The organism is Aureivirga sp. CE67 (assembly GCF_015767245.1).
GTDB lineage: Bacteria > Bacteroidota > Bacteroidia > Flavobacteriales > Flavobacteriaceae > Aureivirga.
Genome location: NZ_JADOTV010000009.1, coordinates 1 through 11362 on the forward strand (window position 1 = coordinate 1; position 11362 = coordinate 11362).

At 26.9% G+C, this 11362-nt stretch carries 13 protein-coding genes; 9 read left to right on the top strand and 4 right to left on the bottom strand.

The genetic code is table 11. The features are described 5' to 3' along the window. The first annotated feature begins 291 nt into the window (after nt 1-291). The 6 genes from I0K12_RS11715 (at nt 292) to I0K12_RS11740 (ending at nt 4509) form a co-directional block, all read left to right on the top strand. Nucleotides 292-777, top strand: coding sequence for a MarR family winged helix-turn-helix transcriptional regulator (locus I0K12_RS11715; RefSeq protein WP_196888286.1), 486 nt, complete (start codon nt 292-294; stop codon nt 775-777). Next, nucleotides 770-1258 (top strand): GNAT family N-acetyltransferase, encoded by a 489-nt coding sequence (locus tag I0K12_RS11720; protein WP_196888288.1) that lies wholly within the window; start codon nt 770-772, stop codon nt 1256-1258. Before I0K12_RS11715 ends, I0K12_RS11720 begins: the two co-directional genes overlap by 8 nt. Continuing rightward, nucleotides 1251-1463, top strand: a complete 213-nt coding sequence (locus I0K12_RS11725) for a YgjV family protein (RefSeq protein WP_196888289.1) — start codon at nt 1251-1253, stop codon at nt 1461-1463. The genes I0K12_RS11720 and I0K12_RS11725 overlap by 8 nt, the downstream gene beginning before the upstream one ends. A 79-nt stretch (nt 1464-1542) precedes the next feature. Next, complete coding sequence (locus I0K12_RS11730) at nt 1543-2268, top strand: hypothetical protein (protein WP_196888291.1); 726 nt, start codon at nt 1543-1545, stop codon at nt 2266-2268. After that, a complete protein-coding gene (locus I0K12_RS11735) occupies nt 2243-3016 on the top strand; it encodes a tetratricopeptide repeat protein (protein WP_196888292.1) in 774 nt (257 codons plus the stop codon). Before I0K12_RS11730 ends, I0K12_RS11735 begins: the two co-directional genes overlap by 26 nt. Before the next feature lie 455 nt (nt 3017-3471). Continuing rightward, the gene (locus tag I0K12_RS11740; RefSeq protein WP_196888293.1) at nt 3472-4509 is read left to right on the top strand and encodes a nucleoid-associated protein; all 1038 of its coding nucleotides are present in this window, start codon (nt 3472-3474) and stop codon (nt 4507-4509) included. Between the two features lie 131 nt (nt 4510-4640). Here the strand turns inward: I0K12_RS11740 and I0K12_RS11745 are convergent, their stop codons facing one another. From I0K12_RS11745 to I0K12_RS11760, 4 genes are all read right to left on the bottom strand, one after another. Then, a complete protein-coding gene (locus I0K12_RS11745; RefSeq protein WP_196888294.1) occupies nt 4641-5267 on the bottom strand; it encodes a hypothetical protein in 627 nt (208 codons plus the stop codon). A gap of 156 nt (nt 5268-5423) precedes the next feature. Beyond that, a complete protein-coding gene (locus I0K12_RS11750; protein ID WP_196888295.1) occupies nt 5424-6326 on the bottom strand; it encodes a hypothetical protein in 903 nt (300 codons plus the stop codon). Between the two features lie 176 nt (nt 6327-6502). Next, entirely contained in the window at nt 6503-7021 is a 519-nt protein-coding gene (locus tag I0K12_RS11755) for a hypothetical protein (RefSeq protein WP_196888296.1), read from the bottom strand. A gap of 233 nt (nt 7022-7254) precedes the next feature. Then, a complete protein-coding gene (locus I0K12_RS11760) occupies nt 7255-8580 on the bottom strand; it encodes an aspartate kinase (RefSeq protein WP_196888297.1) in 1326 nt (441 codons plus the stop codon). Nucleotides 8581-8699: 119 nt separating this feature from the next. Here I0K12_RS11760 and I0K12_RS11765 point away from each other — a divergent pair, with 119 nt between their 5' ends. The 3 genes from I0K12_RS11765 to I0K12_RS11775 all read left to right on the top strand — a co-directional run bounded on the left by I0K12_RS11765 (nt 8700) and on the right by I0K12_RS11775 (nt 11311). After that, nucleotides 8700-9344: a hypothetical protein gene (locus I0K12_RS11765; RefSeq protein ID WP_196888298.1), complete on the top strand. Its 645-nt coding sequence runs from the start codon at nt 8700-8702 to the stop codon at nt 9342-9344. 219 nt (nt 9345-9563) lie between these two features. Continuing rightward, entirely contained in the window at nt 9564-10466 is a 903-nt protein-coding gene (locus I0K12_RS11770) for an ABC transporter ATP-binding protein (RefSeq protein WP_196888301.1), read from the top strand. Between the two features lie 14 nt (nt 10467-10480). Next, nucleotides 10481-11311, top strand: a complete 831-nt coding sequence (locus I0K12_RS11775) for an ABC transporter permease (protein ID WP_196888303.1) — start codon at nt 10481-10483, stop codon at nt 11309-11311. The last annotated feature ends 51 nt before the right edge of the window (nt 11312-11362 follow it).

Sequence of the window (11362 nt, forward strand, 5' to 3'; positions counted from 1 at the left end):
CTTAATAATGAATTAAATTTGCTCAAGACTTCGGAGGTTTAGGATTATTTTTTGGTAGAAACAAAACTATAACCTTTTGAAGTCTTTTTTTATCTTATACAATTTTAATCGTGATAATGTTTAATATTATTTAAAATGTAAATAGAAATATAATAGACACACTTTACAAAAATTCGCCAGATTTATAATTACTTACTAAAATAATAAATTATCAAAATTGAAATTCTAAAAAAAACATAACCAGTTATCTAAAATTTTATATATTTGCATAACTAGTTAAGTAAATTAAAAATGGAAAACGACATTTTCAGAGAATTAAAGTATTTGGCATTTACTGCAAGATTAAAGCGAATCAGCGATAATATGCTTTATAATGCAAAAGATTTGTACAAAGAATTAGAATTGGATATTGATCCGAATTGGCATTTGATTTTTATGATGTTTAAAGAAAAAGACACTTTAACCATGACAGAAATTGCAGATGCTTTTCAGATTTCGCAACCTGCGGTGATTAAAATCATCAACAAAATGAAGCAAAAAGAATATTTGATTTTTACCAAAGACGCAACGGATAGTAGAAAACAATTATTACAACTTTCTGCCAAAGCAAAGGAGAATTTGCCAAAATTGGAGAAAGTGTGGGAGGCAGGACGAAAATCAATTATGGAAATTTTGGAAGGAAACGAAACTATTTTAGAGCAATTGGACGAAATAGAAAATCAGATTTCCAAAATGAATTACAAACAAAGAGTTTTAAAGAATTTACAAGATGATTAGAAAGGCAACTTTAGAAGATTTAAATGCTGTATGGAAAATATTTCATGCAGTAATTCAAACGGAAGACACACATGTTTTCTATAAAAATACACCAAAAGAAGATTTGCAAAAACATTGGTTTGCAACTTATATGCATACCTATGTTTATGAAGAAAATGGAGAAATTTTAGGTTCTTATTTTGTCAAACCAAATCAAATAGATTTAGGAAGTCATATTGCAAATGCAGGTTATATCGTGCATCCGGAAGCGCAAGGAAAAGGAATTGGGAAGAAGCTTTGTGAACATTCTTTGGCTTTGGCAAAAGAAATCGGATTTATTGCGATGCAGTTTAATATTGTAGTTAGTACAAACAAAGTTGCTGTTGCAGTTTGGAAAAAGTATGGTTTTGAAATTATCGGTACAACTCCAAAAGGATTTAAGCATCCAGAATTTGGTTTTGTGGATACTTATATTATGTATAAAAGTTTGCTAGATGATTGATAGTTTTGCCTACTTAGCAATCGCAACAGGATTATATGCCATTTCGAAAAAAAAGATGCTTTCTTTTCGTTTATGGCATATCGCCTCTTGTGTTTCCTATATTATTTATGGAATTTTAAAACCAGCAACGCCAATTTTAATTTCTGGAATTTTGTTTTCTGCAATTCATTTGTTTCAGATTTATAAGTGGAGGAGGGAGGTTTAAAGTATTAGTTTTATAATTATTCAATTTAAATATTTAAAGAAAAATAAAATAGAAAAAGTTTCGTTTCAAAAATAAAAACATGTTACGATTTTTATTTAAATTATCTTCTTATGGAGTAATTTTATTTTACATATATCTTTTTATAATTTCTCTTATTTATACGGTTTCTGTAGGGAAACTCCCATATGCTTATTATAAAATTAGTTCTGAATTTCCTTATTTAGCTGTAGATACGGGGATTATGATTTCTTACTCTCTAGTAGTATCTATTTTTTGTTTTATTTTATTGATTTTATATTTTATTCTAAAAGAAATTAAGTTTAAAAAAACTTTTAAATATCGTTATACACCTACTGTATTACTTTTTCAATTGATTTTACTTCCCATTACAATACTATGGATTTGGGGTTTTTTTTATAATTCTCCTTCTTATCAAAGACATATAGATTGTCAAGAAATTTCTCAACCATATTATGCTTCAAATATTAATGGATATTTGGTTGGTGAAGGCCCACTTTTGCGAGATTATTTTAAAGAATTACAAGAAAAAGAGCAAAATATTGAACCAAAAAATGGCTTTATTACCATAAGAATTCATCAAATGCCAGATGGGACTTTTTGTGATATGGAAACTTTTCAAATAGATGAAAATTATGAAAGAACAAAATTTAACAATGGTACATTAGTGAAGAAAGTAAAAAGAATTGTTTCAAAATTGAAGTATTGGCAAAGAGATAAAGCAGTAAAAACTTTTCATTTAATCAGATTAAAAATTCAAGATGGACAAATCACAGAAGTTTTTTAAAATTAGTTTTATAATTATTATTGGATCTATTTTAGTTTTTTATTTAGGTTTTGGATTACATAGCTTTTTGAGTTATGAAAAAAATTATAAAAATCAAAATTTCGTTTTAGCAGATGAAAAAGATAGTGAAGTCTGGAGAGAGCATTCTGTATTGTTAAATAAAGCAGGAGATTTTCGAAAAGGTTTTCTTTCTTTAAATAAAGCTGTGGAATTAAATCCGGTAGAAAATTTGGGTTACCGAGGTTGGATTCGTCTGAGAAAATTGAGAGATTATGATAAAGCTTTAATTGATTTTAATAAATTGGATAGTTTGACTCCAAATTTTGTGGATGCTCCAAATGGAGAAGATATTGATTTTTTGAGAGGAGAATGTTATTTTGGAAAGAAAAACTATGATAAAGCTAAAGAGTTTTTTCATAAAAGTATCGAAAATCAAAAAGAAGATTGGGCGGATATTCATAGTTTTATTTATTTAGGTCTTTGTGAATATTATTTAGAAAATTATGAAAAAGCAATTGATGAATTTCAAAATGTTCTACAACAAAATAAAAATGTACCAGAAGCATATTTTGGTTTAGCTAAAGTTTATTATCGATTAGGCGAAAAAGAAAAAGCTGAAGAGAATATTCATAAAGCAGAAGAAACTTTGGAATATAAAAGAGAAGACATTTATAATGAATTTTTAAATGAAATCTATTTATCTCAAATTTTGATATTGAAAAAAAAGATTGAGAAATTAAAGATCTAATTTTTCTTTAGTTCGATTTTGTAAAACGTGTTTGTTTATTTTAATTGTTGAAATTTCAAAGATAGATTAAAGTTAGTTTTTATTGAAATGTTTTTTTGGCTTAGGGATTGCAGCGGTATCCTTTTTTGCTTTTCTGGAAGGTTCTTTTTTAAACAAAATTTTCTGCAAAAAAGATATAGCGGAAAGCCCGACCCGTACTCTGAGCGAAGTGTAACGAAGTCGAAGTGTTAAGGGGAAGCTCCTAAATATTTCCTAAGAATTTTTAATGGATTTTATTGAATCTAAAACACAGTCTGTAACCTATCTAAAGAAAGGAATTTGACAATCTGTATTTTTTTATAAAAATCAAACGTGAAATCGTTTATTGTATAAAAATTTTGCCGTAAATTTTAAATAGGTTCTTAACTTTACATTGTTGTTAAGAGCAAAGAAAAATTAAAATTTTAGATTATAAAATGATAGAATTTAGTGAAGTTAAACTTGAATCCTTTTGTGTACATCAAGTAGGGAATAAATTGCGAGATGAAGATTTGAAAATTTCCAAAGAGAACAGTTCTTTTGAAGATACAGAGACAGAAAGCTATTTGTTAAAGTACTTTTTGTCTCCGTTTAAAGACAATGAGATTTACAATTTCACGCATTCTTCAGAACTAGAGATGAATGAAATCTATACGTTATCCAAAAGACTTTTTTCTTCTCCAGAGAATTTATATGATACTTCGATAGCGGTTTCTAAAAGATTGTATGAAAAATCGGTGCATCCGAAGGTAAATGAAGGAGATTTTTGTGTTTGTTATTTTAAAAACTGTCTGGTGGAAGGAGTTGTTTGCGATGCGATAGGCTTGTTTAAATCAGAAGTGAAAGATGTGTTTTTAAAGATAAATTCTTCAGAGAACCAAAGAAATGTTGCACATGAAAGAGGAATCAATATTCAGAAGCTAGACAAAGGTTGTTTGATTTTTAATTTGGAAGCGGAAAATGGTTTTAAAGTTTGTATTGTTGATACAAAATCTAGAGATTCACAATATTGGAAAGAAGATTTTTTAAAGATAAAGCCAGCCTCGGATGAATACCATACTACGAATGATTTTTTGTCTATAACGAAACAGTTTCTTACAAAACAACTTCCGAATGATTTTGAGGTGTCTAAATCGGAACAAATAGATTTGCTGAATAAATCGGTTGCTTATTTTAAAGAAAACGAATATTTTGATAAAGAAGAGTTTGAAGAAACGGTATTTGAAGATGAAAATGTAATCGAATCTTTTAGAGAATACGATACTAATTATCGAGAAGAAAATGAGTTAGAAGAAATTGCTAATTTTGAAATATCACCTTCAGCAGTTAAAAAACAATCAAGAGCATTTAAGAGAGTTTTAAAACTAGATAGTAATTTTGATATTTATATTAAAGGAGATAAAAATATGATCGAGAAAGGAGTGGATGATAGAGGGAGGAAATATTATAAAATATATTATGAAGAGGAAAATTAAAAGTGAAAAACGTCATTTTTAGAGAGTTAAAATATTTGTATAAAGAAATAGATGGAACATACAAGCACGATTTTGTAAATCGTGCTTTTTTATTCTAGTATTTATAGTGTAATATTTAACAAAGAATATTCTTATTTTGATGCTAAATTATTTAAAAACTCATACTCAAGTTCTAAAACATTTTTCTGTTTATATTTTAGACGTGTTAGTATTCCTCTCAAAGGTTGATCTAGATACATAGCATTTAAATGCTTTATGAGGTTACCATTTTGATCAAAGAAATTTTCTGTTCCTAAAGTTACTTCTAGTTTTTTTAAGAAATTTTCATCTTTTATTAAAAGTGAAATTTGATTTCTATATTTTGTAGTTTTAGAAATGAATTCAGAACCTTTTTGACTATAATCATTATTGGAAAAAAAATAATTATTTACATAAGAACTTTTATTGATCTCATCAAAATATTTTTCCTGAGAAACTGCTGATTTTACAGAGTTTTCTAATTCTGAAATTGTTTTTTCTAAGTAATTTAAATATTCTTTCGTCAATTTATCATAAGTTTTTAAACCTTTGTTATTTAAAGAATTTCCTTGGTTTAGTTTATTTTCAATTTGATTCTTCAAAATATTGTTAGTATAACTTATTTCTTCATCAAGAAGTTGATAGATATAGAAATCATTAGAATATTTAGAGCTTTCTTCTTTATTAGTATTGCATGCACAAAAAATTAGAAGTAATAGAGAGATTTTAAAAAATTTCATAACTTTTTTTTAGTTTTCTAACTCAAATAAACAAAATTATTTTCGTATTGTTCTCATATTCATTCTTTTTTTTAATAATTAAAAGGATTGTTGTATTTTGTAGTTCATTTGTTTGAGGTTTATAAGTAGAATAGGGAAAGAGAAAATTGCTAAAAACTACTTGAATTGAATTTCTACAAAATCTTTAATAATGAGATCTTCGTAGCATTTTTTGCTTTTACAATCTCCTTTGATTTCTTCCCATTCTTCTCTTGTTGGCAATAGTTTTCTATAAGATTCTAATTTTTCTGTATTCGATTTTAAAAAAGAATTTTGGAAAAGTTCTAAATATTTACATAAAATCAATGTTTTATGATATTTGTCTAATCCTGGATTTGCATTTAAAAACTTAGATAAAGTTATATGATAATGAGCATTGACTTTTTCTAAAAATTCATCTTCTTTCCAATTTTTACAAAGAAGAACAGATTTTTCCATTAAATTAAAATCATTATAATTCTGAATCATTTGTTTTAGTAATACATACTTTTTTTCAATCGATTTTTCTTGCGCATATTTCTGTTCTAAAATTTTATTAAGCCTTAATTCAGGGGGAAGAATTAGTTCTTTATTTACAGAAATATCTAGATTCTTTGAATAGACAATTGTGGAATCATTAACTCTTAATGAAAATCGCATTTTTGTTTTAAAATCTCCTGCATATTTTTCATTTTCATAAACTTGGTAAGTATAATAATCTGTTGGAATTTTTAATATTTTGATACCTGATAGACATGATGGTTTTCTTATTGGATCTTGATCAAATTTTACCCATTGCTTATTTTCATCTAAAACTTCTTTGCCAATAGAAATATTATATTGATGATCACTTATAAATGAAATAGTGTCTTTTGTTCTATTCATTAAGAAAATGATTAAATTATTATTTTTTGTAAATTTTGAACGAATGCTTACACTATCTTTTGGAAATTTTCCAGGATTTTTTGAAGGGAAAGCATTTTGTCCTTGTAAGTTTATAAATGATAAGAAGAATAAAAGAAATATTGATATGTTTTTCATAGATTTTTTTGTTAAAATTATTATTAAACCTTAATAATATTAAGTGAAGAATCTTTTAAGTTTTAAAAATGAAAAAAAACTTCATAAAATATATTTATCAATCATCACACCAATTATTACAGGAATTAGAATTGTGATTTAATAGTTTAATTTTTGAGTTATAATTTTCACAGAAGTTATTGTTTTATTTTTTTAAAATAGTACTGTGTTCTATACTTACCTCCAGCTGCCATAAGAAATATCATACCTCCTCTATTTACATAATTATCTATAATTAAATCACCATCATTTGTAAATCCAATTCTTTTTCGATCAACATCTATAATTGTGTAAAATAATGGAATTAGAATTCTTTTTTTCTTTAAAAATATTTCGAAATAGCCTTTCTTTTTTAATTCTCCTTTAAAATATTTAGTTTCCGTGCCTAAAATACTTTTGTATGTAATGCTTAAATAATTATTACTGTCAAACTCTAGAGTTATTTTTGAGATTTTAATATCATCTTCTATTTCGATATCGAACAATCTTAATAAACTACGATTAGTGTTAGACTTAGAACTATTTTGATAAGAAATTAACTCGAATGTTCCTAAATGTGGTGAGTTTATTTCTTTGAAATTTTCTTTCTTGATTTTCATTCCTGTTCCGCAAGAACAAATCAATAATAATATTAAAAAGCTTAGTACATATTTCATTTTTAATTATTTATAGCAGAAGTTAGCTAGCGCATAAACCTCAAAATTTTTGTTAAAACTATTATTTTTATATAAATAAATCAAATTTAGCAAGTTGATTTTAAAAAAATAAATAGAGAAGAAATGCTATATAGAATAAAAATCATTTACCTCAAAACACAAAAAAACCCAAACTGACAAGGAATGGGTTTTTTAAGACAATATTAAGTATTTATATACTTAAAAGAAACATGCTAAACTTTTATAATGTTATGAAATAATTTTTGGTGTAAAGACTGTAGTGCTGTTACTTTATTTTCTTCACTTACCAGAAGCGAAATGTTATTTTCACTTCCTCCGTAAGAAATCATCCTTACTGGCATTTCATTTAATAATTCAAATATTTTATTAGAACCTTTATCTTCGATAATCGATTGACCAACCAAACAAATAATACTTTGGTTCGTTTCTACTTCAATCTCTCCGTAGTTTTTAAGTTCTTTTACGATTTTATCCAATTTTGTTGTGGTATCGATAGTCAATGAAATTGCAACTTCCGAAGTTGTAATCATATCAATTGGAGTCTTGTGCTTTTCGAAAACTTCAAAAATTTTCATCAAGAAACCATAAGCCATCAACATTTTGTTTGATTTTACTTTAATTGCTGTAATTCCGTCTTTTGCAGAAATCGATTTTAAACCATAATATTTAGACTTGTTAAAAATCAAAGTTCCATTAGATTCTGGTTTAAAAGTATTCTTTAAATAAAGAGGAATTCCTTTTTTACGAATCGGCATTACTGTTTTTGGATGTAAAATTTTTGCACCAAAGTAAGCCAACTCGGCAGCTTCATCGAACGTTAAATATTCGATAGGCTGTGTATTTTCTACATATCTTGGGTCATTATTATGGAAACCATCAATATCTGTCCAAATCTGAACTTCATCCGCTTCCAATGCAGCTCCCAGAATCGTTGCAGTATAATCACTTCCTCCACGATCTAGCGTAGAGATTTTGTTATTTCTATCTATTCTTATAAAACCTTGTGTGATATAAATATCTGAAGATTCAATACGCTCGATTTCTCTATTAAATAAAGTGTTGATGATTTTTAAATTTGGATTTTCATCATTCTCTACCATCATGAAGAAACTAGCATCTAATAATTGATTAGAAATATTATTTGCTTTTAAATATCTCGAAAAAATGTATGTAGAAAGTGTTTCACCAAGTGTAATAATAATTGCTTCTCCCTCTTTTGTAAGAAATTCATCTCTGAATTTTTCGATATTGTTTAAGATAGAATCGATATAATTATCTACTTCTTCAATAATCGTTTTGTCAGAAAATAATTTTCTCGAAACAGATTGGTGTTTACTTTTAATGAATTCGATATGTGTATCAATCTTAGAATCTCCAGATTTCAACTTAGCATTGATTTTTACTAATTCATTAGTAACACCAGACATAGCAGATAAAACGATAAGAGTCTTCTTGTTTTGACTCTCTACAATTGACTTTATTTGTTGTATGCTTTCGTATGATCCAACAGAAGTTCCTCCAAATTTTAATACATTCATGATCTCTTTTCTTTAATTTCTTCGTTAAAAACAGTGCATAATTAACTAAAAGTTTTCAGTTAAAGATATTTATAAATAAAAATATATATATTTGTACATCTAGTTAAATAGTTAACACAATGAAAACAATTACAAATTACGTACATGATTTAATCAAACACCAACCATTTTTAGAAGATGCTCTGTATAGGGATATTATCAACTTCAGTTCTTTGGCAAAGGAGTTACAGCCTAAGATTGAAGAGATGATGCGAAAGCCTGTAAAGGAAGGATCTATTGTGATGGCGCTACGAAGATATCTACCAAGAAACTTAGAAATGAACAGTTCATTTAAAGGTTTTGGAGATATTGTTTTTAGGTCAAATATCACAGATTATACTTTCGTAAATTCGAATACTTTAGTAAAAAATCAAGCAAAACTTTTGACAGATATTAAAGATAATTATGGAGCATATTTTACTTATGCTAGTAATTATCAGGAGAGTAGTATCATTGTTTCTTCAACTTTAAAACCTGTAGTAGAAGAATATTTTAAAGATGAAACTTGTATCTGTATTAAAGATGATCTTTCTTCGTTATCGATTGAATTACCTAAGAAAAGTTCTGATATTATCGGACTTTATTTTTACTTATTTAAGCTTTTAGCTTATGAAGGAATTCCTGTGTTTGAAATCATTTCAACATCCAATTATTTCACAATTTTCCTTGAAAAAGAGTATGCAAACAAAGCATTTATTTTAATGAATGAAATAAAGAGTTTCTAAAAATCACTTCCACAAAAAAAAGATTTTCCCACATTTAAAAGCGCTTGCTAATCAGTAGATTATTAAGTGCTTTTTTTTTGAGTAAAAATTACGCTTTGTATAGAAATATAACGAGTTGTTATTTTTAACTTTTTTAAGTATTTTCACATCAGTTTTTAAATTGATGTAACAATTTTTAGACTTATCCGTCATATAAGCGTAATTTAAAAAATTGAATTTTTGGAAACAATACTTAAAATAAATAACCTTACCAAGAATTTTGGTAATGTAAGAGCTTTAGATAAAGTCTCTTTCACCATAGAAAAAGGAAATGTCTATGGTATATTAGGTCCAAATGGAAGTGGAAAGTCAACTACTTTAGGAATCATCTTAAATGTTGTAAACAAAACTTATGGAGATTTTCAATGGTTTGACGGAAATCTGAGTACACATGAAGCTTTGAAGAAAGTTGGTGCAATTATCGAAAGACCAAACTTTTATCCATACATGACTGCAAAACAAAATTTAGAATTGGTTTGTAAAATCAAAGGAGTGCCTACAAGTGCTATTGATTCTAAACTAGAAGCAGTAAATCTTTATGAGTGGAAAAATTATAAGTTCGCACAGTTTTCTTTGGGTATGAAGCAAAGATTAGCAATTGCTTCTGCACTTTTAAATGATCCTGAAATATTAATTTTAGATGAACCAACAAATGGATTAGATCCACAAGGAATCCATGAAATAAGAAGTATTATTAAAAAAATTGCTGAAAATGGAACTACAATCCTTTTGGCTTCGCATCTTTTAGATGAGGTTGAGAAAGTTTGTACACACGCTGTAATTATCCGAAAAGGACAGATGTTATATTCTGGAAGAGTAGATCAGATGACGGCTACTTACGGAATTATTGAAGCAAGTGCTGAAGAAATTTCTTTAGAAGAATTAGCTGTTGCATTGGAACAATCTTCGTATGTAGAATCTGCAAACGTAGATTTTGATAAAGTTGTAGCGAAATTAAACGCAAATGTAAGCGCAACAGAAATCAATAAGTTTTTAATTTCTAAGAATATTGTAGTTTCTTATTTTGAGAAGAAAATGCCAAGCTTAGAACAACAATTTTTAGAATTAACTAACAACAACTAAACTTCTTATTCATCATGTTACGACTTTTACAAATAGAATTAATAAAATTAAAATATAACAAAGCTGCAAAAGTACTTTCTATAGTTTACTTTTCATTGTTGTTATGTATTGCATTGATTGCTTCCATTAAATTTAACTTTGGAGGATTTAAATTTAGTGTAGCAGATTCTGGAATTTTCAACTTTCCATACATCTGGCATTTCAATACTTATGTTGCAGCAACATTGAAATTTTTCCTGCTTTTGGTTATCGTTTCGATGGTTTCTAATGAGTATTCCAATAAAACCTTAAAACAAAACCTTATTGATGGTTTAAGTAAAAAAGAATTTGTTTTATCAAAATTTTATACAGTTTTACTTTTTTCAGTTATTTCTACTGTTTTTGTATTTATTGTTTCTTTAATTTTAGGATTAGTATTTTCTTCTTATACGGAATTTTCAATTGTTTTCTCAGATTTAGATTTCCTTTTAGCTTATTTCATAAAACTTGTAGCATTCTTTTCTATGGGATTATTCTTCGGGATTTTAGTGAAAAGATCGGCATTTGCTATTGGAGCAATGATTTTATTTGCTATAGTAGAATGGATTATATATTTAGTATTAACTTTTGGAATAGAAATGCAAAATCCTAATGCTATTTTACAATTTTTGCCATTTAACGCAATGTCTAATTTAATTAAGCAACCTTTTACTAGAATTTCAGGAGTAGGGCAGTTAGCAAATTCTGTTGGAGAAACGTTAAAACCTAACTTTGGAGCAGCTTGGTATGAATATATTATTGTTTTAGTTTGGATTTTCTTATTCATCTTTTTATCTTTTAAATTATTGAAGAAGAGAGATCTGTAATTTAGAATAATTACCATTAACTAGTTAAAAATCAGTTAATTAGGTTTCTTC

Coding starts and splice junctions, on each gene's coding strand:
- I0K12_RS11715 (WP_196888286.1), top strand. CDS start 292: ATGGAAAACGACATTTTCAGAGAATTAAAGTATTTGGCATTTACTGCA.
- I0K12_RS11720 (WP_196888288.1), top strand. CDS start 770: ATGATTAGAAAGGCAACTTTAGAAGATTTAAATGCTGTATGGAAAATA.
- I0K12_RS11725 (WP_196888289.1), top strand. CDS start 1,251: ATGATTGATAGTTTTGCCTACTTAGCAATCGCAACAGGATTATATGCC.
- I0K12_RS11730 (WP_196888291.1), top strand. CDS start 1,543: ATGTTACGATTTTTATTTAAATTATCTTCTTATGGAGTAATTTTATTT.
- I0K12_RS11735 (WP_196888292.1), top strand. CDS start 2,243: ATGGACAAATCACAGAAGTTTTTTAAAATTAGTTTTATAATTATTATT.
- I0K12_RS11740 (WP_196888293.1), top strand. CDS start 3,472: ATGATAGAATTTAGTGAAGTTAAACTTGAATCCTTTTGTGTACATCAA.
- I0K12_RS11745 (WP_196888294.1), bottom strand. CDS start 5,267: ATGAAATTTTTTAAAATCTCTCTATTACTTCTAATTTTTTGTGCATGC.
- I0K12_RS11750 (WP_196888295.1), bottom strand. CDS start 6,326: ATGAAAAACATATCAATATTTCTTTTATTCTTCTTATCATTTATAAAC.
- I0K12_RS11755 (WP_196888296.1), bottom strand. CDS start 7,021: ATGAAATATGTACTAAGCTTTTTAATATTATTATTGATTTGTTCTTGC.
- I0K12_RS11760 (WP_196888297.1), bottom strand. CDS start 8,580: ATGAATGTATTAAAATTTGGAGGAACTTCTGTTGGATCATACGAAAGC.
- I0K12_RS11765 (WP_196888298.1), top strand. CDS start 8,700: ATGAAAACAATTACAAATTACGTACATGATTTAATCAAACACCAACCA.
- I0K12_RS11775 (WP_196888303.1), top strand. CDS start 10,481: ATGTTACGACTTTTACAAATAGAATTAATAAAATTAAAATATAACAAA.